The organism is Acinetobacter sp. XS-4 (assembly GCF_023920705.1).
Taxonomy (GTDB): Bacteria; Pseudomonadota; Gammaproteobacteria; order Pseudomonadales; family Moraxellaceae; genus Acinetobacter.
Genome location: NZ_CP094657.1, coordinates 2,076,866 through 2,100,900, shown reverse-complemented (window position 1 = coordinate 2,100,900; position 24,035 = coordinate 2,076,866). Strand labels below are relative to the sequence as shown.

The window sequence follows — 24,035 nt, the reverse complement described above, 5'->3', positions numbered from 1 at the left end:
ACAGCAATAATTTAATAAAAATGATAAATTTATTTTTACAACTTCAATCTTATACTTATATTATTACTTACAACTAATAAGGAGATAAAAATGCCAAAATACTTATTATTAGCTGAGAAAATTATTTGCTCCTAGTAAGACAAGAGCACTTAAATGCTAAGCCGAGAGGGATAACATATTTAAGGTTCTTGTCTAGGTGCTGAATTCATATCATGTCGAACTCTACTTATGTTTTCATAAATGACTTTACGCATTCTGTTTACTGCACCTAATGGCTTATGTTCAGGTAAAGCATGCCACGGCGTAAAAGACAGATTTTCACAGAACTTGTTTTGTTCTGGTGTGTCAAAGTCCTGCTTTGGAATATGAATAGTTGCTACTTGATAGAAAGGAGCTGCTTTCTCATCCCATTCTGTCATTGCGTCTTCAACTAGCATTGTACTTGAAGTTCTCGGCTGAATAAGAAACTCCATACAGGCGTCATTATTTTGCAAAGTATTCTTTAAAGCTTCTCTTAAAAAATCATGACTAGGATTTTTAGGTAGATTATTTGGTGTTACCTTACAAGCACGTACTGAATATTTAACTGCTTGCCGATCTTTGCCAAGGCCTAACTGATAGGGAACCATAGACCAGTAACGTGCATAGAGTGGGTTTGCAATTTGTGAGTTACGTGCTCCCAGTGCATTCATGGTTCCTTTAAAACCTAAGGCAAAAGGAATATGAAGTTTTCTGATCATATTGTGGCTATTCACATCGTTCATAAAAGAAAGATATCTTTTTGCATCATTGGCAAAAAAGACAGGGTGATTAATCATAATAAAATCTTGTGTGGTTGCTTGCTTTTCACTTTCTAAAATTTTGTCTCCAGATACACCTAAAAGTTTTATGGCTATACCACGTGCATCTTTGTCAATGTCGGCACTCGTGGCGTCATTAGAAGCATTCGAAAAACGAATCCATGCTTGATAACTTTGGTCTGGTATAAAAACGCCTTTAGCAAACTGAGCAGGTATATTTTGTGAGACATGAAACTCGGCTCGAACACAACCATGCGCTTTAGGATGTGCATCACGCAAAGCATTTCCCGCCGTATATTGTTCACGAATTGACTTTTTAATGACTTGAGCTATGTTCTGAGCTAGCACTTCCTCATTAGGCTGTAACTTTTCCCCTAAAACTGGATCAGCTTCTGGATAGGCAATACTTTCTGAAGATATTTTTATTGGTATAGTTCTTTGGGAATATAAAGTTTCACTACAACCTGTTACTGCAAAAACAAGAGGAGTAAATACAAAAAATATCCTAAAATGTGTAGGCTTCATAAAATTTGACATTTATTATCTCCTCAGTACAAAAATATTTTAGGATAATATTAAGTTTAATTGTTTAACTTTATTTTGAGCTTTATAAAAAACATTAACTGTAAATAATTTAAACGTCATTGTTACTTATCTGAACAATAAAATAAAAATTATTATTTAATATAAAACCTCTTAATACATTAAGAGAATGACGACATGATAACTAACTCACAAAATGTACAAAATAATTCTAATTCATCACCACATCCAATCACTCAAAATACCATTATTGATCGGTTTAGTCCTATCTATTGGAGCATAGACGGCCCACAAACGATGTCTTTTGCTATTACGAATTATGGAAATGGTTTTGAAGCATCTTTTAGAGCACGAATGGCAAATGATCTGGTAGGAATTAGTTGGGATTCTTCCGACACTAAAGATCATAAATTTTTAGCGTATCAAACCCAATATAGCTATGCAGGGGTGGTTTGGGACTTCGATATTGAGTTATCTGCCACGATGCCAGTGCTGAACAATCCAAGTTTAACGCCCACTTTAACAGTGTACTATAATGAAAATGGTGCAGATAAAGTTGCCTATGTTGTCTTATTTAATTACGCAAATAATCCTTCATCACGAACGGCACATATTCATATTAACTGGGATACAGTAAAAGCTGGCTTTTCTGCTACAGATAGCTTTCCGGTAACTAACATCCAGCGGATTTCATTTTCCGGTTTCACTAGCCATTATAATAGCCAATCAGCCACACCTTTAAGCCAACCTGAAGATGGCTACATTCGTCTGACCAGTTCAGTTGTAACTGGCGCAAATGCAAAGTTAAATTTGAGCCGTGTTATTGTTCCTCAGCACAATTATGGCATCTGCACAAGCTATGACGATCACTATGATTTAAACCCGCAGCGCTTAGTCAACAATATGGTGACTTTGGGATATCAAGGTTTGGTTAACCATTATTGTGGGATGTCGCATTATCCAGAAATGACATGGAAAAGTGATATTAATAAATGGCAAATACCAGATACGTTGGTAACAGGTGAAGCGGTCGTGAACTCATGTACGCGTAAATGGCATGAGAAATATGCCCAAGCCTTACATAGCGCCAGTATGCAACCCATCTTTGGGGTAAGCTTTGAAATGTATTCCTTGGGAGCCAATGAGTTTTGGGCACAACGTGACTGGAATAGTAACTTAGGCCGTACAGGGTATGAGCCACCAAGTTATTTCTTTAGTTTAAGCGACCAAAATGCTTTGGCATATCTACATAAAGTCTTTATTGAGTTTGCAGATGCAATGGTAGTAGGGGGATGTGATGTAAACATGCAGATTGGTGAACCGTGGTGGTGGTATAATACTGGCACAAATTTACCTTGTGTGTATGACTATCCAACAAAACTAGCCTTTAATGCAGATACAGGATTATATGCGCCAGATCTAGGCACAATTTATGAGGCAATGAATAAAACAGGAACGCCTTACGATGAGTTTAAAACATGGCTGAGAAATAAATTAGGTCAAACCTGCCAAGACATTCGTACTGTTATCAAAGCAAAATATTCTAGTGCCAAAGTTAGTCCACTCATTTTCTTTCCTTCTATTCAATCTCCAATTCAGACGTTAGCTACTTATATTAACTATCCAAGCCAACACTACTCATATCCTAATTTTGACTACATGATGACAGAAGCTTATGACTGGCTATTAGAAGCTCGCTTAGACTTGGCACATCAGGCAGTTTCGCAAATACCTATACAAGGACTAGGCTATCCTGCAAATAAAGTCATCTATCTATCCGGATTTGTTCCTGATGCATCCATTGCCTATATTTATGGATTTGATAAAACCAAACCTTATCGAACACCTATTTGGCAACGAATTTTTGGTGACATGAAAAATAATGTTTCTTTAGGTTTAATGAAGCAATTTATCTGGGCCTACCCACAAGTTATGTTTGATTCAATTACCATCGATACAACTCAAGCTCCAAATGGCTTCTTTGTTGAAAATACGCTGTATTCGCCAATTAGCGATAACACACCATACCCACCAGATATTTACCTATAAGTAAATATAAGCTGTTTATAAGATAAGTGATTTGATAAGAAACCTCTTTAAGTAAGAGGTTTTCTTCTTTTTGAAACTGAAGCTTGCTTAGACGTACCTGACTGGCTATGCTGTGATGGATTGTCATGAAAGCCAATTTTAATTTAAGCAAAATTAAGCTCTTGTATTAGTGTTACATAATCTATTTTGCTCGACTATAAATACCGAATGATTTAAAGGAAACCCAAAGATGAAATCTCGTGCAGCTGTCGCCTTTGCCCCAGGAAAACCTTTAGAGATTGTTGAAGTTGATGTTGCACCACCTCAAGCAGGTGAAGTTTTAATTAAAATTACCCATACAGGGGTATGTCATACCGATGCTTTTACATTATCTGGTGATGATCCAGAAGGTGTTTTTCCTGCAATTTTAGGTCATGAAGGAGCAGGTGTTGTAGTTGAAGTGGGTGAGGGCGTAACAAGCGTTCAACCAGGTGATCACGTGATTCCACTTTATACAGCTGAATGTAAAGAATGCTTATTCTGTAAATCTGGAAAAACCAACTTGTGTGTTGCAGTACGTGCGACTCAAGGTAAAGGTGTAATGCCAGATGGAACCACGCGTTTTTCTTATAATGGCGAACCGATTTATCATTACATGGGATGTTCAACATTTAGTGAATATACGGTAGTTGCAGAAGTATCTTTAGCTAAAATCAATCCTGAAGCGAATCACGAACAAGTTTGTTTACTTGGATGTGGTGTAACTACAGGTATTGGCGCCGTGCATAACACAGCAAAAGTACAAGAAGGTGACTCTGTTGCTATATTTGGCTTAGGCGGCATTGGTTTAGCTGTTGTACAAGGCGCACGTCAAGCGAAAGCTGGGCAAATTATTGTGGTAGATACAAACGCAGATAAATTTGAACTTGCTAAGCAATTTGGTGCTACAGATTTCTTAAACCCTAAAGATTACGATAAACCTATTCAACAAGTCATTGTAGAAATGACAGGCTGGGGTGTAGACCACTCATTTGAATGTATTGGTAACGTCAATGTAATGCGCTCAGCTCTAGAGTGTGCACATCGTGGTTGGGGACAATCCGTTATTATTGGTGTTGCTGGTGCGGGTCAAGAAATTTCGACTCGTCCATTTCAGTTGGTTACAGGCCGTAAATGGTTAGGTACTGCTTTTGGTGGCGTAAAAGGCCGCTCACAACTTCCAAAAATGGTCGAAGATGCCATGAAAGGTGAAATTCAACTTGAACCTTTTGTAACACATACCATGCCTTTACAAGACATTAACACTGCTTTTGATTTAATGCATGAAGGTAAATCAATTCGTACAGTTATTCATTTCTAAATAAAAGAAAAAAGGGCTGTGATTCAGCCCTTTTTTACAACTTATCATTTTATATCTTAAATGGCATTACCGCACATGTCAGTTGTACCCTGAGGATAGCTAAATTGTAATGCATTACGGTCAGTAATGAGTTCATTAGACAACTCTTGTCCAAATAAATTCGTAGAAAGAATATTTATATTTCCATTCATTGAGAAAGCTACTTTCTGTAGCGCACCAGGTAATTTAAATTGGTATCCTTCATCAACACCATTAGAAATAAATCCGACTTGCTTAGTATCCTGATTAATGTAAATACCTAAGCGTTGATATTCATTTGTATTATCTGTCATTTTTTTGTTTTTAAAGTAACTATCAATAAGTTCATAATCTCCCACCTCCGATGATAAGCTATGATATAAACGAGGTGGATTCTCACCAAACTCAAAATCCTGAGCACCAATATCAAAATGATAATTTGATCTAATTGTATAGTTATTATCTGTTACACCAGTAAAACTAATGTCAGTTGAATAAGAGGAGCTGCTCGAAGAAAGTAGGGGTACTTTAAGCTCCATCTCAAAAGCAACAATACCTTTATTAGGCAATAAAAAATCACCTTCATAATCTGTTGAATTCATTTTTGTTTTGCTTTTTGCATTATAATCAAGATAACCATAATTATCTTCTGTGACAGGCTCCACTTTAAAACCAAATTTTTGACCATTTATCAACGGAAATATTTTCATAGGCAAATAGTCAGAGTGTTGATTATTCCAAAGATCAAAATCTTCTTGAGTCGCATCAAAATTATATTGGCAAACTGGGGTAGAAGAATTAAGGGAATTTATTTGGGCCAAGAGCATTTGAGGCGCTAATTTTTCATTCTTTGCAGTTGATGAAATGCTTTTAGATGCGGCTTTTTGGCTAGACTCACTATGCGTTACTGTATTGGTATTGTCAGAAGATACCTCATACATTGCCCAACATAATGTAATTGCACTAACAGCAACTATACCTATTTTTTTCATAAAATATTCCTATCGAGTTAAGTATTAAATTTTTAGAAAGTAGTGATAAAGTAAAACTTATTATTAATTTTTAAATATTTGAAATTATTAGCTTTATAAACTATTGAATATGATTAATCATATTCAATAGTTACTGTAGCCATCGCACGTACTTTACCAGCAGTCACATTTGCTGCGGTTTGATAATAGCGAGCGGTCATTGGTATGTTATATTGAAGTGTCTGGTTAGAAGACACTGTACCTAAGGCTAATTTGTCACCTTTTTTGATGACTTGATTTTTATTTTGGTAATTCCACAATAATTGTACGCCCACACCATTGGCTTTTTCAGATGTGGCAGCCGTATTTGCCAGTACCTGACTATTTGTGCCATCTTGTGTAAAGTCGTAAGTTAAACTAATAACATTTTTCTCTTCATAACCCGTTGGACTTGTACCGCCATTACATAAGATGTTCATATCAAAGGTTTGTTCGCCTTGAGTTGAGCCAACACCTTTGAACCCAGCCTTTGTAACAGTAGGAAGCTGTACAACTTTATTAATATTACCTTGGATTTCACATGAAGATGACGCAATGGTAATTGCATTACCGTTAACTGTACTGGTTAAAAAAGGGCGGTTTACATAACCACTTACATAGTATCGACTATATAAACCAGGCACTAATGTACCCGAACCAGTCTGCGCCTCAGTTTTCACAATTTCGACAACAAAATATCCTGTAGCAAGATTATAAGTCGTTCCTGGTGTTAAATTACGGGTATATGGATAATACCCTGAAAAGTTAGTTGCATTTTCTGCTTCACGGTACAAACGAATACCAATTCCAGGAATATTCGTTGAATAGATATTATTCCCTAGTGGACTTAATGCATAGCCTTGGGTAAGTGCAGCAGTAATAGTATCGCTATAAGACGTACATTTTGCTGTTGAACCATTGTCGGTAATTGGAAAGGTTGCTTTTCTTAAAATCATTCCAACAGGATCACTTGGTCGGACCACAACGCGACCTACGGCCATGGAAATGTCAACCGTGCTAAATGACCCTCCTTTATTATTGGCTAAAGTACAGTAAGCATTAGCCTCACCATACACACCAAGGCCGGCGGTAAATAAGAAACCTGTTAATAATATTCTTTTCATTTGCAGACAGCCTCAGTCATTACCATGCTTTGTTGCTTATTTTGCAACTGATTACTGATGTTGTACTCAACCGAACAACGCTCATTGCTTTCGTCACCCCATTTCACATAGAGACGATCTTGAGCAAGTGGAGTACGTAAGTAAATCATACTACCTTGTGCAACAATACCTACAGCTTCATCTTTCTGATTAAAGACTTGTGCTGCAAACGGTAAACTATTGCCATCTACAGTTTTACTATTAATATAAACCGCATAACCCGTTTTAGTCGCAAAATCTACTTTAGCAATTGCACCAGCAAAAGGTGCAATTCGTTGACTTGTTTCTTCAAGTTCTACTTGGCTCGACATTTCTTGTGGGTCAAGCGTAATGTCATTAAGACGGTAAGGAGTTACATAAGGAACTACTGCATAACCAGCCTTATTCACGCTTAAACCAACGGCATTATTAACTTTTGCTCCGGCAGCTTCTGGCGCATGCACAAGTACCATCGTTTGGCCTTGTTCAGGTCCAAATAAAATACCTTCTGAGTGTGCAACCACACTACCAGTTAAGCTAACCATTGCTTGTTGGTAAGAATCAGCCACACTATAAGAACCACCAACAGTTGTATAGTTAGTACGATAGCGACCATTTACGTTAAATGATGGATTCGCATAATCCTGATGCGACATTGAAGCGCCGTAACTAAAGCGATCTCCAACCATTCCACTTGCACCAACAGTACGGCTGTCTTCAGAAGCAGTAACGTTGACGTTAACTGAATTCTTTTTGAAATCAATCGGGAACGATAATGTCATTAAATATTCAGTATCGTGTGTTTGATTCGTTGAGCCATACTCAACTTTACGGTTAATTGCAGATAAACCATAAGTTAAGCCATGGAAATTATTACTATAACCAAGCTGATATTGTTTAGTACTTTCGCTACGGTTCCAATAGTCAACCCACGAACCCACTACATAGAAGTTACCCCAACCTTCAGGTAACCCTTGGTTCAAGGTAATTTGGAATTCACTACGTTGACGACCAGCAGAGTAGGTATTAATACCCTTTTCTTCAAAATCACGGATTAGTAGAGCATCTCGTAATTTGTAGAAGTTTTCTGTTGAATAACGATAAGCTGCTAGTGTTAAGTTTGTGTTGGTTGGAGTAATTAACTTACTATAACTTAAACGGAAACTTTGTCCTGACTGCGATGACTGTTTTTCAAACTCAGCTTCAGAATGTGTAACGTCAAATGCGATCGCACCAATTGGTGTAGCAAAAGCAGCACCCAACAATACAGCAGCATAATTTTCAGTTGCTTGTATGCCTGTATAGCCTGTTAGGTAGTTATTAATACCTTGTTGGTATTTACCTTGAACAACCCAAGGATCGAGATCAATGTCTGGATCGCGGAATTGGCCTACAGTTAAAGAGTAACGGTTCATACCAGGGCGTAGCATTTGCACAACAGATGCGTAAGGCACAGCAAATTTCTGTATTTCACCGTTAGCTTCAATAACAGTAACTTCAATTTCACCACCAAAACCAGTAGGGTAAAGGTCATTAATTTCAAAGTTACCTGGCGCTACCGTAGTTTGATAGATAAGTTGGCCTTGTTGACGAACTTCAATTTTTGCATTGGTTTTAGCATTACCGCGAATACGTGGAGCATAACCAAGCATACTATTTGGTAGCATTCGATCATCACTTGAGAAATCGATACCACGATAACCATATGAGTCAAATACTTCGCCGTTTGTAAAGCTATCCCCAAGTGTTAAAACACCACGATATTTCGGAAAAGCTCTTTGTAAATATGTACTTGTTTCTTCGTAACTTGATTTAGATTGATTTTCAGCAGGGGTATCTTGCCATTGCCATTGACCATTATGACGTAATTGCCAGCCACCTAAATTTAGTCCAGCAGTCACGCCCATAAATGCGTTTGTTGTTTCGCTTTGATCATTAGACTGGGTAAAAGTTTTGTAGGCACTACCGTTATACGATAGAAAAGCAGCATTAATCCCACGATCCCATAAACTTGGGTCGACATAGCCTTGCGCATTTTTTTGCAAAGCAACTTGTGGAATCGAGATATCTACACGCAAACGAGAGTTATCAAACTCATAAAATGCATTTTCGACCCACTCTTCAATTTTATAACAACTGCTATTGTCTTTTTGAAGGGGAGCATGCTGAGCTAAAATCTCTTGTTTTACACCATATTCAGCAAGAGTATTTCCAGTAAAGCAGGTTACAGCATTTTTATTTGATTCTAATGCTTTAAAAAACATACGACGTTTGCCAAACCATTGGCCATTTACATAAACGTCAACATTATATTCACCTGGTAAAACAGGATTACCGTATTTAAAACGAGAAATATCAACTTTTTGAGCATCACCAATTAAAAAAGCAGAATCAAATTCAGCTTCTACAGGAGCACTCGCGACGGTTTCTTCAGCGTGCACGAATACAGGCATTGTCATTGTGACAACACCAGAAGCCAAGTAATAACAAATATGGCGTTTTAATAATTTATAAGATTCTTGCCTTTTTTTTGGCATAGCTAAGTCCGCCTACTCACATAATAGGTGCTTAAATTTATTAAAAAGATAAATCTGATTACTGAAGTTTTATTTGGTGTTCGACTCGACCACCATAGTCATTGACATTCATAAAACTCATATCTTGAAGGTTGCCATTCTTAAGCTGAACAGACTCTTCAGAAAAAGGTTTAATCATTAACCCTTGAGGTAATAAATCAACTTTTTTATCACCTGCCTTTTGGTAAACAGAGGTCATCGTGATATGAAAAGGAGTTGGATTTTTCACCGTTAAATTTTGACCAGATTTAACCCATTGAAGCTTATCAGCTGCTAAATTCACGTCGTCTTTAATCGAAGCTGGACGATAAAAGAATTTAATACGTGAGCGAATTGCTAATTGCAGAAAATTATCAGGCGTCGTATTTTCAGTTTTTGAAGTTGGTCTTGGAGGAATATCCAAAACGTTTAACCATAAAACTGTTTCTTGCTTCTGATTTAACTGAGAAGCTGTTGGCAAAGCAGTAATACGAAGAGTCTGACTTTTTGTAGCTTCAACACGAGAAATAGGAGGAGCAATCATAAAAGGTACTTTAGACTGATCTGGAGTGCTTTTTGTGTCGCCTTCATCAAGCCATGCTTGAACAAGTGCTGGTTTTGAACCGTTATTACTAACCTGTAGTGTAACTTCTCGAGCATCCGAAGGATAAATCACACGAGTGCCATGAATTACAATTTCTGCGTGAGTAGCAGGTGCAACAACTGCTGAAGCAAATGCCAAACCTAACAAAAAATTATAACTGTTCAATTTCATTTCAGAATTCTCAACCAAGAAAGATTCGGGAAAGCGCCACAAAAAGAGGGTCCCTATGTAAACATAGAAACCCTCTCATCCATCAATTATTGATAGATAATTGTGTATTGAACAGAAGTATTTACTTTACCAGCAGTAGAAGCGCCAGTTGCATAGTATTCAGCATAGTAGTTAAGGTCCGCGCTACCAGCTGCAGCTACGTCAACCCATTGAGAGTTAGCTTGAGCACCATTTGCACCAGCAGCAAGAACTGGGATGAAATTGTTGTTGCTACCTAAAAGTTGAACGTTAACGTTTTTAGCACCAGTAGCGTCTTTGTTAAGTAAACGACCAGTATTAAAGTCAACGTTAGCACCTGGTTCGAAGTAAGTAGCTACTTTACCTTCAGAACAGTTAGCTAATTTAATTTGGAAAGGAGTACGACCAGCAACATCCCCAGCAACAGCTAAAGTTTGTTTAGAAACAGTTGGAAGAGTAACTGTGAAGTCTTTACCAGCAGGGGTAACGATGTCACAAGTTTTGTCTGTAACTAAACCATTAATTGTAATTGTACCATCAGCAGCTTGAGCATTAGCAATTCCTACAACTGAAAGAGCAGCAATCAAAGCAAGTTTTTTCATAGTGTTTTCTCAAAAGTCTGGATAAAAGTTTATTTCCTTACTTTTCCAGTGTTTGACATCTTGAAAAGTAATGCGGCGATATTAACACTTCTTAAACAAAATGCAAACTAGATCACATTATTTTTTAATAAAAATAATTGCATCACAATATAAATAGTTGATTGAAAGCGATCTTTGGCAACCTATATGCCTGTTTATAAATAATTTTTGTTTTTTCAAAAAAGAAGAAATATAGAGATAAGCAAGTTACATAAGAACACTATGTAAATAAGAAAGAATTGAACAAATTATGTGAAAAAGAAGCTTAAATTCTTACAATACAATTATATAGAATAAATTGTGTATATGTATATAGAAAAAACATACAAATAGTCATTTTTTATAAAAAAGAGTGACTCATCCTTTAACTCACCCAAATGTGTGATGAGTTCGACAAATCACTCTTTAATCATACTTATTGTAAGAATAGCCTCAAATGCTATGCCTAATAAGTTAATGATAGTTGATAACCAAGACTTTGCGATTAGAGCTTATGCTTTCAATGCTAGTGTCCATTTTTTCAGTATGTTGAGCTAAGTTAAAAAAACTATTGTTGTTTAAATATTCACTATCAAGTTTGATATTTAAATTGTTTACCTCAACACATTCTATTTCGCTATGTTCTGTTGAACATGTATCTTCAACAATATTTCCTCTTAGCATTATTGTGTTATTTGCATAACAAAATAGTGGGGAAGAGGAAACTACCATCAAAATAAGAAGTTTAAAAATATTATTTTTCATTTTATATGCCTATTTATAAAATAGTTTATATATTTGATACAATATTTTTAATTCAAAAACAATCATTAAGTTTAAACTAATGAAAATTATTAATTTCAATGTGACATAAATCACATTAATCATTTTAAATAATGTAATAGTTAAAATTTTTTATAATATTATTAATTAATATAATAATTACAGTAATTTAAAAACCATTTAAATTACTTAACATACTGATATTTATATATTAAAATTAAATTAAATGTAGCATTAAAAGTTAAAACCCTAAACAATATATAATTAAACATTTAATAAATATGTAATATATTTTCATAATTTAAGTATTTATATTTCCAAATAATTACAGAGAATAATGATGCAAATTTTATTTAAAATGTGATTAATCTTACGTTTTATTTATGAATTTTAAATTAAAGCTACTTTATTTATTAAACATTATTACCACAACACAAATAAATTGAAACTCATCACACTTTTTTAATATATTGTGGTGTAAAAGATAATTTTAATTCTTCAGACAAGTTTAAATATGTACGATATTTTGAAAACCGAATAATATCAATTAGTAATATTAGCTAGAGAAAAAGCATAGTAAGTAGTATTCAAATACAATATTTTAAAGGCAAATTACTCAAAGTAGATGCATGGGCTGGAGACAAAGGCACAATGAATATTCATCTAGCTTTAGAGTTAAAGAAGTTTGGTCGTAGACTTATTTGCAGGCAGACAACATTTAGTTAAGTTCTATAACTATCTGAATAAAGAAATATTCACTTTAACGACGTGGTCACTAAGCTTATTTCGGCCATGTAGTAAAGCTTCAAGCTGGATTCCAGCGAGTACTAAGATAGCTGATCGTATATTTTTGCATTTTGGAAGTTATGCTTGCCTGAAGTAAATGTTGATAAAACAACAGTGGGATTGAAAAATGATGAAATATAAACATTTCCAATCCTGCTATATTTGCATAAACAACTGAAAATAAACAATAAATTAAATTGGCATAAAAGCTGCTCAATGTAAGTGATGAAAGTGGAATTATCCTAAGGAATCCGTATGTCACTTGTAGTAGATAAAAAAGAAAATTCTAAAGAATTTGTAAAAAATATCCTGTCTGAAATTTGGGTCACTCGATGTCCAGTACCTACAGCAACCGGTATTTCATTAAAACGCGGTACTTTAGTTAAAAAGTTTGAAAAGCACGGCATTGATGTTGCCGTCTTGCAAGATGCGCGTAAAGGTTTATCGGTTCATCATTTTGATCACCAATTACCAGCTCTGTTCCGAGAAGGTGGAAATGTACCTGCATTAGCTGCACGCTCTGAAGGAGCACCCAGCCGACTAATTGGATTGACTTGGATTGATGAGTGGCAAGTCATTATTGTGCGACCTGATTCAGATATTAGCCAGCCAGAGCATTTAAAAAATGCGAAAGTTGCTTTACCAGAATATGCTGACAAACGTGCTGGCAGTATTTTTAGAGCCATGTCATTGCAAGGTATTCGTGGTGCTTTACAACTTGCCAATCTCACTTTCAGAGATGTGAATTTTATTGAAGTACCTGAGCGTGCAGGATCTAAAGAGAATCGTGATGCGAGCACATATTGGTCAGGTCTAGACGCATTAATTACAGGTGAAGTTGATGCTGTGTATGTAAAAGGAGCATCTGCTGTTGAAGCTGCAACTAAACGCGGCCTTAAAGTTGGAATTGATTTAGATAAATTTGAAGATGTGACTTCTCGTGTTAATAACGGTACACCTCGTCCCATTACGGTCCATGAAGACCTATTAGAAGATCATTTTGATGTGGTCGTCGATTTTCTTGAAGAATTGTTTGATACCGCAGATTGGGCACAAGATCACTTAGATGAGGTCTTGGTCATTCTAGAGGATGAAACAATTGCCGGGGCAGAGAGTGTTGCGACAGCCTATCGAAATAATTTTCATAAGTCTTTACATCCGTCATTAAGTGAAGAGCGTTTAGAGCTTTTAAAACAACAAAAAGATTTTCTTTGGTTGCATGGCTTCTTAGAGCGCGACGTCGATATTGAAACATGGGTTGATCATCGTCCTTTACTCGAAGTTTTAAAACGCCGTCAAAATAAAAAATTTTAAAGAGGATTTGATCATGACAACACTTATTCAAACGCCATTGTCTCGGGAACTCAATGACTTTATCGAACTGAACCGTGAAAAAGCTGAATTTGCTTTTGAAGTATTTCGTGAAACAAGAACAATTACTGCAAATGGAACTGTTAATTTTGTTGAACGTGGACCTGAAAATACCTTAGTCACTCTTAACTATGCAGGGCCGTGGTCTAAAGATAAAAAAAGCAAAGTATTGGTGGAGACCATTGATGGTGAAGTTTTACTGGGAAGAAAAAGTGCAGGTGGGCGCTATAACAAGCTTTTTAAAGAACATGCAGATGTCACCACAATATCTCATGTACACGCGCCGAATTTAGGCGCTTGGGCTCAAACCCATCGTACTTTACCGATCCGTTATGTGCCTGTTCAGCGCTTTCATTTGTTTAAAGAGTTGCCGATTTACATTGATCGCCGTCAAGCTGAAGTGGATTTTATTTTAGATCAACTCAAAGTTGATATTGAACATCGGGCCATCTTGGAGGCCAATGGTGGAGCAACTGTATGGGGACGCCAAGGACTACAGGAAACTGCTGAATTTATTTTATTGCTTGAAGAAGGTGCTCAAATTCAGCTGCTCGCTGAATTAGTCGGTGGCAGCCGAGAATACGGGCAAGGGGTTTTACATCAGCAATGGAAAATGAGCGGATTGACTGAAAAAGCAAAATCGCTGGGCTTACTTCCCCTGAATTAGATAAAGATTTAAAAAATAAAGATCGAGAATACTATGGCTGTAAAACTTTTATGGTATCTCACTTCTCCAGATGGACCATACCCTTGGTTGGAATCTGGGCGATGGGATACCGATTATGAACACTTGCAACAGATTGCGATTACCGCAGATCGACTTGGTTTTTACGGTTCACTCATGGGTACAAGTGAATATGAAACACTTGCTGTTGCTGCAAGTTTAATTCCATTTACTGAACGTTTAAAGTTTCTGGTTGCCCAACATCCTGGAGAAGTCCAGCCAGCAGTTTTGGCAAAATATGCGCAAACTTTTGATGCATTTTCTAAAGGGCGTTTGTTATTTAATGTCGTTAATGGAAATGATAAGGGTTTGGCAGCTTTAGGCATTCACTATACTCATGATGAACGTTATGACTTTAGTAAAGAATACTGGAATGCATTTCAACAAAACTACTTAGGTGATACCTCGGGATTTGATGGCGAGTTTATTAAAATTGCTCCACGATTAGAGGGCGGATCTCCAATGTCCAAATGGCGTGGTCCAACTCAAAAACAAGGTGTTCCTTTGTGGGGAGCAGGAACTTCTGCCAAAGGCGTTCAGCATTCTGTTGAATTGTTAGATGTGTATTTAAGTTTTGCGAATACACCGCCATTACTTGGAGAAAAGTTTAGCAAGGTTGCGGCTGAGGCAGCAAAAATTGGCCGAACTTTAGAATTCGGGACTCGATTACAAATTATTGTTCGGGAAACAGAAGAAGAGGCTTGGCAATATGCTCAGTCGTTACTTGACAAGATTGATGTAAATTATGCAATCGAAGCTGTTAAACGACAGCTTCCTCCAAATGAAAGTTTTGAGAGTTATCAAAGTAACAACCCAACTATTCAAAAAAACTTAGAACAATTACGACGAGGTGTTTTGCCTCAAGCTAAAGATTTTGAAATTTATCCTAATGTTTGGACCGGCCCATCTTTATTTGGTTTCGATATTTTAAACCCAGCTGCGGGGACTGCATTAGTTGGTAGTGCTGAAAATATTGCCAAACGGATTAAAGAATACGAAAGCTATGGTGTATCAGCCTTTATCTTGTCTGGTTTCCCTTTAATTGGAGAAGCCTATCGGGTAGCAGATTTATTGTTCCCATTATTAGAGCTTGATCATGGTTTTGAGTTACCTAAGCTAAATAGAAATTCATCCATTGATTCCCTCTTGAATCAAGAAGTCGTGGTTTAAGGGAGAAGGCATGAATAAAATTACACGTAGAGAACTCATTAAACAGACGGGATTAGGTGTTGGCGCTTTTGCTGCAATGAGCCTTATAGGATGTTCTAAACCCGACTCTTCATCGTCTGAAAGCGCTACTGCCGCTACCCCCCAAAATGATACGCCGAAAAAAGGTGGTGTTATCAAAATTGGAGTGATCAATGGTAACCAAGCAGGCAATTTAGATGCACATAAACCTATTGGTATGTCCAGTGCGTTTAGAGGCTGGCCTTTATATGCAAAGTTATGGGAATGGGGCAGAGATATTCAGCCAAAACTTGCCCTTGCTGAATTTGCTGAACCCAATAATGATGGAACGAAATGGACTATTCGCTTAAAAAAAGGACTCGAATTTCACCACGGTAAAACCATTACAGCCGATGATGTCATTTTTTCTTTACGGCGATTAACCGACCCCAAACTTGCCTCACCATTTGCAGCTTATCTTTATTCTTTACAAAGAGATGTAATTAAAAAGCGCGATGAATACACCGTTGAAATTCCTTTTTCTCAAGGAAAGGGATTGGTTGCTTTACCAGAAGCATGGATGAGCTGGGGTGGCATTGTTCCTACAGATTATGACCCAGTAAAAAATGTAGTAGGCGCTGGCCCCTTTAAGCTTGAAAGTTTTACACCTGGTCAGCGTTCACGTTTTGTACGTTTTGAAAATTACTGGAAAGAAAATAAACCTTATGCAGATGCAATAGAAATTATTGATTTTAAAGATCAGACAGGGCGCCTTGCTGCTTTGCAATCAGGTCAAATTGACATTGCTTCAGGGGTAAGTGCTGAGCATATTTCTTTAATTCAATCTAATAAACGGCTAAATCTAATTTCATCGGAAACCGATGCTTGGCAATCATTTGATATGAATACGTCTAAAGCGCCATTCAATGATCCTCGGGTACGACAAGCTTTTAGATTGATTACCAATAGAGACGACTTGGTAAAACGCGCTTTAGCTGGGCAAGGACGAGTTGCAAATGACCTTTATTCGTTTAGTGATCCTGTATATGACCACAGTATTGCTCAACGCAATCAAGATTTGAATAAAGCAAAAGCACTACTCAAAGAAGCTGGTTTTAATAATAGTTTAACGGTCGATTTATATACAGGGCCAGATAGCAATGCTGCATTAGTTTTTGCTCAACATGCTGCTCAGGCAGGTGTCATTGTTAATGTTAAACAGGTTGAAGCTGCTACTTTTGCGGATGCTGTAAAACAAGATTGGGCATTTAGTACAGGCTCGAACGTTTCACGTCCTTTCTTATTAACAGTTCTGCAAATTGATGGGCCAGGTGCGGCAAATAATAAAACTCGTTTTAAGAATGAGCGCTTTACGGAACTAGTACATGCAGCATTGCAACAACCCGATTTGGAAAAACGAAAAGTTCTTGTTCATGAAGCACAGCATATTCAACATGAGCAAGGTGGTTTACTCATTTGGGGCTTTAATAATGTCCTTGATGCACATTCGAACCAAATTGGTGGTGTAACGCCTGATCGAACAGGCTTTGCTGCGTGGCGTACAGATGAATTCTGGCGTAGAGGGTAACCGATATGACAATTCAATCCAGCAAAATAGAAGCATCTATTCAACAACCAACAATTGCCAAGTCATTTGAATTTCCTGCATGGTTACCTTGGTTCTTGACACGTTTAGTGTCAGGGGTATTGGTTGTATTTGTTATTAGTCTCATTGTCTTTATTGCTACACAAGCACTTCCATCGGATCCTGCTCGTGTCATTTTAGGACCAGAAGCACCTGAAGCGACGGTACAAATACTTCGTGAACAATTGGGATTAAATGATCCGATATTGCTTCAATACTGGCATTGGTTGAGTCAATTATTACAAGGTAATTTTGGACGCTCGATTGACTCCAATGTGCCTGTTTTAGAAATTATTCAGAATTATTTTGGTAATACAGTTGCACTCACGAGCCTTGTGATTGTTGTTACTATACCGATTTCAGTCGTGTTAGGTGTGTGGCTCTCGCTTCATCGCGATAGCAAACTCGATCGTATTATTGTCTCTAGCTCTATTGTGTTTAAAGCAGTGCCGGGGTTTGTTATTGCGATTTGGTTAATGATGTTTTTTTCCACATCGGTTTTACACATATTGCCAGCCGCATCGTTGCTGATTCCTAATGAGTCGCCTTATAGCCAACTAGAATTTTTAATTTTACCAATTTTAACTTTAGCTTTATCACTCATTCCATATCTGATGCGTTTAGTACGTGGTTCCATGATTGATGCGCTAGAGTCGGAATATGTGACCTCTGCGCGACTGCGAGGTATTCCTGAGCGCCGGATTATTTGGAAACATGTTTTACCAAATGCATTGGTTCCTGTGGTGCAGGGTACAGCATTGACCATACGAGTTTTGCTGAGTGGTGCTCTCATTATTGAGGTGGTTTTCAGTTATCCCGGTATTGGTAATGCACTTAATGCAGCAATTGAAATGAGGGATATTCCGACCATTCAAGCAATCGTTTTATTGCTCACCATTTGTGTGGTGGTTGTTAATTTAATTGCAGATTTAATCACGACTTTACTCACACCAAAAATACGAACTGCAAAAAGACATAAAGCACGTTCGCCAGGCCGACGTCAGGCATTACGTTTATGGAAGTCTGGCCGACCAATTACGGTAAAACCTGTCGATCGTCGCAATGCTTTAAAGAATATTCAGCAAGGAGGTGGGAAATGAGCTCACTTCATTGGTACCAAAGAAACTTTTTTCAAACATTAATTCGTGAAAGACAAGTACGTTTTGGATTTCTAGTCACAGCTCTAGTTTTGATTTTCGCACTGGTTGGACCATTATTTGTTGCATTTGAGCCCACGGCATTGGTCGGCATGACTTATGGACCACCTGAGGGAAAATCATTTTTAGGTTATGACTATATTGGTCATGATGTTTGGTCACGTGTACTTGCTGGCGGTGCTTCAATTATCTGGATGACGCTGGCTGCCAGTTTGGTCGCATTAGTGATTGGTTCTAGTTTAGGCATATTAGCTGCTTTTGCACGAAATAAGATTGATCAGTTCGTGACTTGGCTGACTGATGTTTTTATGGCCTTTCCTGATCTTATTTTAGTCTTACTTATTGTTTCTATGTTAGGTCGACAGCCTTGGCTCATTGTTTTAACGGTTTCAATTGCTTTTATTCCTGGAGTCGTACGCCTTGCACGAAGTGTCGCTCTTAATTTAGTGGAACAGGAATATATCGAAGCTGCCCGAATTCTTGGTTATTCAAAAACCTATATTTTATTCCGTGAAATTTTACCCAATATGTTGACGCCTTTACTCATTCATCTTGGTGTGATGCTGACATGGGCAGTGGGTATGTTATCTGGTTTGGCTTTTCTTGGTTATGGCGTGGCACCTCCAGCAGCAGATTGGGGACTCATGATTAATGAAAATCGTGCAGGTTTATTAGTTCAACCATGGGCCGTGTTTGCTCCTGTCATTTTAATTGCTTTGTTTGCCCTCGGAACGAATGTATTGGCAGAGGGCGTTGGGCGTGCAGCAGCTCGGATTGAGGAAAAATAAACATGGCAAATACATTTAAAAATACAGTATTGACCGTAACAGACTTAACCATGGCATTGGTAAACACCGGCAATCACATCGTTTCTAATATTTCATTTAGCTTAAGAGAAGGTGAAGTTCTAGGGCTAGTCGGAGAGAGTGGTTCTGGTAAAACGACATTATCGAGTGCCTTATTGGGCTATGCACGACATGGTGCCAAGATTATTCAAGGCACAATTGAACTGGATGATGAAGATATTCTTAGTTTAGATGATCATGCTTTACGTCAGGTTCGTGGCTATAAAATTAGTCATGTCGCTCAAGATCCTGGAACGGCACTTAACCCAGCATTAAGTATTGGTCAACATTTATTTGAACTATTAGAAGTCCATCAGGCACAGTTATCGAACGCTGAAAAACACCAGAAAGTAGCCAAAATTTTAGATGAAGTGGGATTACCTCATGATGAGCTATTTCTCAAGCGTTATCCCCATCAACTTTCGGGTGGGCAGCAACAACGAATTTTATTGGCCTTGGCATTCTTGCTACAGCCACGTTTGATTGTTTTAGATGAGCCAACCACCGCCTTAGATGTGACGACGCAGACCTTGGTATTGAACATCATTCGTAAATTATGCCGTGAATATAATGTTGCTGCTATTTATGTATCGCATGATTTAACGGTTGTAAAAGATATTGCAGATCGGGTGATTGTTTTATATTCAGGGCGAATTGCTGAAGATGCGATATTAACCCAACTATTTGAAACCCCTAAACATCCTTATACGCAAGGTTTACTTAACGCCATTCCCGATGTGGCCATTCGTAAATATTTATCTCCAATTGAAGGACACGCACCGTCACCAAATGAACGTCCAGCGGGATGTGCTTTTGCAGTACGTTGTACTTTCGCCACAGACATATGCCGTCAAAAACAACCTGAATTAACTCAATTAAAAGATGAGTTTGACCCGCATTATGTTGCTTGTCACCATTCGGATCATGTTGGTGTGATTAATTTTAAAGAAATTGATCATCAGGTTATTGAACGAGAAACTGATCGAGAAGCACTGCTAAAAGTTGAGCATATTAATGCATGGTATGGGCAGCAACAGGCTCTTTTTGATATCTCATTTCAACTCAAAAAAGGCGAATGTTTAGCATTGGTTGGTGAGTCGGGTTCGGGTAAGACGACTTTATCGCGTGTGATTGCTGGCCTGAATGAAAATGCAGATGGACAAATTACCTTAGCAGATGAAGTCTTGTCATTGCGTGGGCAGCAGCGTCATTTACGGCAGCGACATAAACTGCAATATATCTTTCAAAACCCTTATAAAGCCTTGAATCCAGCACATACGATTGGTCAGACATTAATTAAGGTCGTGCAGCATTTCTTTGGAGCATCTCGACAAGAAGCCATAGAAAAAGTCACACAGGTACTTAAACAAGTCTCTCTGCCTCTACAAGTTCAAGAACTCTATCCTAGAGATTTATCGGGTGGAGAGCGACAACGTGTGGCGATCGCGCGAGCTTTGCTGTGCCAACCCGATGTTTTGATTTGTGATGAGATTACCTCTGCCTTGGATGTTTCAGTTCAGGCATCTATTTTAAAACTGCTACAAGACCTTCAGCAGCAAGGGGTGACCTTACTATTTGTGACCCATAACCTAGGGGTTGTTCGTGCAATTGCAGATCGAGTCGCCGTATTAAAAAATGGACATATTGTTGAATACGGTGAAACAGATCAAGTGCTTAGCAATCCTCAACATATATATACCAAAACTTTGCTTACACATGCGCCAAGCTTGTTTAAAAACAACGTGTTTAAAGTTAGCGCATAAAAAAGAACAGATTTTCCGGAGTTAAAAATGAACGATATTAACCAACGCAGTTTTTTAGAATTAGGTAGCGTAAGACATATTCAAAATGAGCAAGAAGCACTTGATATTGCAAAAGAGGTGGCAAATCAACTGAATCAATTTGCTCGAGATCCAAGTTATAACAAGACAGTACCTTATGATCAGGCGCGTTTAATTTCAGAAGCTGGTTTAACCGCGATTATTGTGCCTAAGCAGTTTGGAGGCTTAGGTGCCAGTATTTCAACCTTGGTCAATGTAGTGAAAATTATTTCATCTGCCGATGGTGGTGTAGGGCAGTTATTACAAATTCACTTCACTATGTTCCGAGGAATTTTAACTGGCTATGACGATGAAATTCGCGATCAATTACTTGCCGATGTATTAAGTGGAAAGCGTTTAGGCAATGCACTTGCAGAAGTGGGAGGCAAAGATAAGTTTCAGCATAAAACACGCGTAGAACGAAATGCGGAAGGACAATTAATTCTAAACGGCAGTAAGTTTTATTCTACGGGTTCGTTACTCGCAGAATGGATTTCTTTATTTGCTGGTAGTGATGATGGACCAGTCTCAATTTTAATTCATCGAGATACACAGGGAGTAGAGTTGCTCGATGACTGGGATGCGATGGGACAAAATAATAGCGTCAGTGGCACTGTTAATTTTAAAGATGTGGTTGTTGATGAACGTTATGTTGCCAAGCGAAATACTGGTGGTTTAGGCACGGTTTTACGTACGGGACTGACTTGGCCCCAAATTTTACATGCTGCAATGGATACAGGAATTGCCAAAGGAGCACTACAAGGCGGGATTGATTATTTACAACATCATGCTCGTCCTTGGGTGGAAAGTGGGGTCGATTCACCTACACATGAATCTCATATTATTAAACAAATTGGTGAGTTTGCTGTTTTAGTTCGTTCTGCTGAGGCATTGTTAGATCGTTCAGCACAGATTTTTGAACAGCATTTGGCAAATGTAGAAGATGAAGACTTACAAACGGAACTGATTTTATCTGTTGCTGCTACCCGTAGTCAGTCTGATCATGCATCTTTAAAAATTTCGAGTGAAATTTTTGGATTACTCGGGGCAAGTTCAACCTTGTCGAAATGGAATCTAGATCGCTTCTGGTGTAATGCACGAACCCACACCACGCATGATCCAATTCGCTGGAGGCTCTATCATGTTGGAAATTATTATTTAAATAATATTCCACCAGGAGAATATAACTCAGTGCTTCTGAAGAAGCAGGCGGAAAATGTGACTAAATTTAATTAAACTGAGTCCGACTTAAATATTTCTATAACTTAATTGAAGAAAATATCTTGGTGGAATCTTGCCAAGTTCTCATCCAATTTCAGGATAAGCCATCGGCTCGACCTACTTTTGTTTCGACAAAAGTAGGCAAAACCTGTTCATTTTTTGGATTTATTTCAAATGTATCGTAGAAACATTATCTTGCGTAAATTACGCAGGTTGCTGATGACGTTTCCGAGTATCATATTTCTTGTCGGACTCAGCTTAATTAATAAAATCGAGTTGTAAAAAAGGTTGTCATCATGACAACCTTTTTAATTTTAAAGTATTAAGCCACTTGAGTTTGAATAGAAATATCTTGTGCAAGCCATTCACGAACATTAATTTGTGCAGGAATAAAGTTCCAGCGATAGAGAAAGTCACTCAAGTCTTGTAAAGCAACAATAGAAGTCTCATCAAAGTTAGTGTTCAGTTTCAGATGCGCATCTGCACCATAAGCTGCATGAACCCATTGCTCACTACTATTACATTCTTTTGCTAGATAACGATGGGTTTCATCGGCGTGTGCATGTGCCCATTGTTCTGCTTGTAAAACAGCATCGACAATCGATTGAGCTTGCTCTGGATATTGCGTTAGAAAATCTTCATCAACAGTGAGTGTTCTTGGTGTTCCATTATTAGAGCGTAGAATAGGGTCTGGATGTGAGCCAATATCAATAATGGTATGCAGGGCGAAATCATGAGCAATTTGCGCAGCGTGTGCACCTTTTAGGAAAATAGCATCAACATCACCTTTAATTAATGCCACGATCTCTGCACTTGCATTAATTTTGTTTCGATTACCATAAAAACTAGAATCATTTTCTTCAGGCTGTTGTTGTTGGGCGGCTAAAATGTCTGCTCGTAAACAATCAACTAACTCAAGATCGCTTACCTTCAAATTTACTGTTTTTAAGGCATTTTCTAAACCACGAATCGCCTGTGCACGTGAGAAATCAATAATTGCATCTTGATTCAGTGGAATACCAAAACGTTTGCGTTTTAAGTCTGCAACAGTTTTGATGTTTGAATCGTAGCGTGTTAACAACAATTGAACTTCATCAGCCCAAGATAAGCCTATCACTTTAGTTTTTTGACCAGATGCATATGCCCAGATTGCTGGGATACTACCACCGTGTCGAACGGAGTTGGCAAGGGTATGGTTAAAATGGGAGTTACGAATATCTTTGGAGTTTGACTCTCGAATTGATTTTATTTCAATTTGCTGCTTATTAAACTTTTCTTTGAGCCAACCTTTTTGAATTGAAATGCCTAGACCAGTTGGTACAGGGCAGCGTGTATACCAAAGTGTGTTTAATGGTTGAGTTTGAAGTGTTGTCATCGTGACATCCTCTTGTGGTTTTCATGCTTTAAAGCAAAATTGATGCCATTCATTAATTTATTGATATTTATTAATTATTTTTAATATATTTTTTTGTGATGTTGATATATCAAATTTTGTTGCGATTACAACACAAGAATTGCGCTGGTGTTTTAAAAACAACACTCCCATAAATAGCTCTGTATAAAAACAATATAAAACAACAATTTAAAATGTTTATTAAGGTCATTAATTTGGCATGAATCTCGCAATAAAACGGAATCTTAAATTTT

The 24,035-nt window shown here is 37.6% G+C and carries 18 protein-coding genes; 10 read left to right on the top strand and 8 right to left on the bottom strand.

The genetic code is table 11. The features are described 5' to 3' along the window. Positions 1–179: 179 nt before the first annotated feature. On the bottom strand, positions 180–1,337 hold the full coding sequence (locus MMY79_RS09780; protein WP_252608051.1) for a catalase family protein: 1,158 nt from the start codon (positions 1,335–1,337) through the stop codon (positions 180–182). 183 nt (positions 1,338–1,520) lie between these two features. On the opposite strand from MMY79_RS09780, the gene MMY79_RS09775 reads away from it, so the two are divergent. Together MMY79_RS09775 and MMY79_RS09770 are read left to right on the top strand one after the other, a co-directional pair. Next, complete coding sequence (locus tag MMY79_RS09775) at positions 1,521–3,392, top strand: phage capsid protein (RefSeq protein ID WP_252608049.1); 1,872 nt, start codon at positions 1,521–1,523, stop codon at positions 3,390–3,392. Positions 3,393–3,621: 229 nt separating this feature from the next. After that, positions 3,622–4,731: an S-(hydroxymethyl)glutathione dehydrogenase/class III alcohol dehydrogenase gene (locus tag MMY79_RS09770; protein WP_252608046.1), complete on the top strand. Its 1,110-nt coding sequence runs from the start codon at positions 3,622–3,624 to the stop codon at positions 4,729–4,731. A 56-nt stretch (positions 4,732–4,787) separates the two neighbouring features. On the opposite strand, the gene MMY79_RS09765 is transcribed toward MMY79_RS09770, so the two are convergent. From MMY79_RS09765 to MMY79_RS09740, 6 genes are all read right to left on the bottom strand, one after another. Further along, entirely contained in the window at positions 4,788–5,741 is a 954-nt protein-coding gene (locus tag MMY79_RS09765) for a DUF4882 family protein (RefSeq protein WP_252608044.1), read from the bottom strand. 113 nt (positions 5,742–5,854) lie between these two features. Further along, positions 5,855–6,883 (bottom strand): fimbrial protein, encoded by a 1,029-nt coding sequence (locus tag MMY79_RS09760; protein ID WP_252608042.1) that lies wholly within the window; start codon positions 6,881–6,883, stop codon positions 5,855–5,857. After that, positions 6,880–9,438, bottom strand: coding sequence for a fimbria/pilus outer membrane usher protein (locus MMY79_RS09755; protein ID WP_252608041.1), 2,559 nt, complete (start codon positions 9,436–9,438; stop codon positions 6,880–6,882). The genes MMY79_RS09760 and MMY79_RS09755 overlap by 4 nt, the downstream gene beginning before the upstream one ends. Before the next feature lie 58 nt (positions 9,439–9,496). Continuing rightward, complete coding sequence (locus MMY79_RS09750) at positions 9,497–10,231, bottom strand: fimbria/pilus periplasmic chaperone (RefSeq protein WP_252608039.1); 735 nt, start codon at positions 10,229–10,231, stop codon at positions 9,497–9,499. Positions 10,232–10,317: 86 nt separating this feature from the next. Further along, positions 10,318–10,851, bottom strand: a complete 534-nt coding sequence (locus MMY79_RS09745; RefSeq protein ID WP_000731817.1) for a fimbrial protein — start codon at positions 10,849–10,851, stop codon at positions 10,318–10,320. Positions 10,852–11,343: 492 nt separating this feature from the next. Beyond that, complete coding sequence (locus tag MMY79_RS09740) at positions 11,344–11,634, bottom strand: hypothetical protein (RefSeq protein WP_252608037.1); 291 nt, start codon at positions 11,632–11,634, stop codon at positions 11,344–11,346. 1,059 nt (positions 11,635–12,693) lie between these two features. Here MMY79_RS09740 and MMY79_RS09735 point away from each other — a divergent pair. The 8 genes from MMY79_RS09735 to MMY79_RS09700 are packed head-to-tail and all read left to right on the top strand — an operon-like array spanning position 12,694 to position 22,403. Next, positions 12,694–13,752, top strand: coding sequence for an ABC transporter substrate-binding protein (locus MMY79_RS09735; RefSeq protein WP_013197915.1), 1,059 nt, complete (start codon positions 12,694–12,696; stop codon positions 13,750–13,752). A gap of 13 nt (positions 13,753–13,765) precedes the next feature. After that, positions 13,766–14,476, top strand: a complete 711-nt coding sequence (locus MMY79_RS09730; RefSeq protein ID WP_252608036.1) for a class II aldolase/adducin family protein — start codon at positions 13,766–13,768, stop codon at positions 14,474–14,476. A 33-nt stretch (positions 14,477–14,509) separates the two neighbouring features. Then, positions 14,510–15,703: an LLM class flavin-dependent oxidoreductase gene (locus MMY79_RS09725; RefSeq protein WP_252613389.1), complete on the top strand. Its 1,194-nt coding sequence runs from the start codon at positions 14,510–14,512 to the stop codon at positions 15,701–15,703. 10 nt (positions 15,704–15,713) lie between these two features. Then, the gene (locus tag MMY79_RS09720; protein WP_252613387.1) at positions 15,714–17,288 is read left to right on the top strand and encodes an ABC transporter substrate-binding protein; all 1,575 of its coding nucleotides are present in this window, start codon (positions 15,714–15,716) and stop codon (positions 17,286–17,288) included. A 5-nt stretch (positions 17,289–17,293) separates the two neighbouring features. Beyond that, the gene (locus tag MMY79_RS09715; protein WP_252613385.1) at positions 17,294–18,445 is read left to right on the top strand and encodes an ABC transporter permease; all 1,152 of its coding nucleotides are present in this window, start codon (positions 17,294–17,296) and stop codon (positions 18,443–18,445) included. After that, on the top strand, positions 18,442–19,290 hold the full coding sequence (locus MMY79_RS09710; protein WP_252613384.1) for an ABC transporter permease: 849 nt from the start codon (positions 18,442–18,444) through the stop codon (positions 19,288–19,290). Before MMY79_RS09715 ends, MMY79_RS09710 begins: the two co-directional genes overlap by 4 nt. Before the next feature lie 2 nt (positions 19,291–19,292). Then, positions 19,293–21,110, top strand: a complete 1,818-nt coding sequence (locus MMY79_RS09705) for an ABC transporter ATP-binding protein (RefSeq protein WP_252613381.1) — start codon at positions 19,293–19,295, stop codon at positions 21,108–21,110. A gap of 27 nt (positions 21,111–21,137) precedes the next feature. Further along, positions 21,138–22,403, top strand: a complete 1,266-nt coding sequence (locus MMY79_RS09700; protein WP_252613379.1) for an acyl-CoA dehydrogenase family protein — start codon at positions 21,138–21,140, stop codon at positions 22,401–22,403. A 307-nt stretch (positions 22,404–22,710) separates the two neighbouring features. Here the strand turns inward: MMY79_RS09700 and MMY79_RS09695 are convergent, their stop codons facing one another. Next, positions 22,711–23,763 (bottom strand): ABC transporter substrate-binding protein, encoded by a 1,053-nt coding sequence (locus tag MMY79_RS09695; RefSeq protein WP_252613377.1) that lies wholly within the window; start codon positions 23,761–23,763, stop codon positions 22,711–22,713. Between the last annotated feature and the right edge of the window lie 272 nt (positions 23,764–24,035).

Bases quoted from the DNA above. Each gene is read 5' to 3' on its own strand.
- MMY79_RS09730 (WP_252608036.1), top strand. From the start codon at position 13,766: ATGACAACACTTATTCAAACGCCATTGTCTCGGGAACTCAATGACTTT.
- MMY79_RS09740 (WP_252608037.1), bottom strand. From the start codon at position 11,634: ATGAAAAATAATATTTTTAAACTTCTTATTTTGATGGTAGTTTCCTCT.
- MMY79_RS09760 (WP_252608042.1), bottom strand. From the start codon at position 6,883: ATGAAAAGAATATTATTAACAGGTTTCTTATTTACCGCCGGCCTTGGT.
- MMY79_RS09715 (WP_252613385.1), top strand. From the start codon at position 17,294: ATGACAATTCAATCCAGCAAAATAGAAGCATCTATTCAACAACCAACA.
- MMY79_RS09770 (WP_252608046.1), top strand. From the start codon at position 3,622: ATGAAATCTCGTGCAGCTGTCGCCTTTGCCCCAGGAAAACCTTTAGAG.
- MMY79_RS09775 (WP_252608049.1), top strand. From the start codon at position 1,521: ATGATAACTAACTCACAAAATGTACAAAATAATTCTAATTCATCACCA.
- MMY79_RS09735 (WP_013197915.1), top strand. From the start codon at position 12,694: ATGTCACTTGTAGTAGATAAAAAAGAAAATTCTAAAGAATTTGTAAAA.
- MMY79_RS09725 (WP_252613389.1), top strand. From the start codon at position 14,510: ATGGCTGTAAAACTTTTATGGTATCTCACTTCTCCAGATGGACCATAC.
- MMY79_RS09750 (WP_252608039.1), bottom strand. From the start codon at position 10,231: ATGAAATTGAACAGTTATAATTTTTTGTTAGGTTTGGCATTTGCTTCA.
- MMY79_RS09765 (WP_252608044.1), bottom strand. From the start codon at position 5,741: ATGAAAAAAATAGGTATAGTTGCTGTTAGTGCAATTACATTATGTTGG.
- MMY79_RS09695 (WP_252613377.1), bottom strand. From the start codon at position 23,763: ATGACAACACTTCAAACTCAACCATTAAACACACTTTGGTATACACGC.
- MMY79_RS09720 (WP_252613387.1), top strand. From the start codon at position 15,714: ATGAATAAAATTACACGTAGAGAACTCATTAAACAGACGGGATTAGGT.
- MMY79_RS09705 (WP_252613381.1), top strand. From the start codon at position 19,293: ATGGCAAATACATTTAAAAATACAGTATTGACCGTAACAGACTTAACC.
- MMY79_RS09780 (WP_252608051.1), bottom strand. From the start codon at position 1,337: ATGTCAAATTTTATGAAGCCTACACATTTTAGGATATTTTTTGTATTT.
- MMY79_RS09755 (WP_252608041.1), bottom strand. From the start codon at position 9,438: ATGCCAAAAAAAAGGCAAGAATCTTATAAATTATTAAAACGCCATATT.
- MMY79_RS09710 (WP_252613384.1), top strand. From the start codon at position 18,442: ATGAGCTCACTTCATTGGTACCAAAGAAACTTTTTTCAAACATTAATT.
- MMY79_RS09700 (WP_252613379.1), top strand. From the start codon at position 21,138: ATGAACGATATTAACCAACGCAGTTTTTTAGAATTAGGTAGCGTAAGA.
- MMY79_RS09745 (WP_000731817.1), bottom strand. From the start codon at position 10,851: ATGAAAAAACTTGCTTTGATTGCTGCTCTTTCAGTTGTAGGAATTGCT.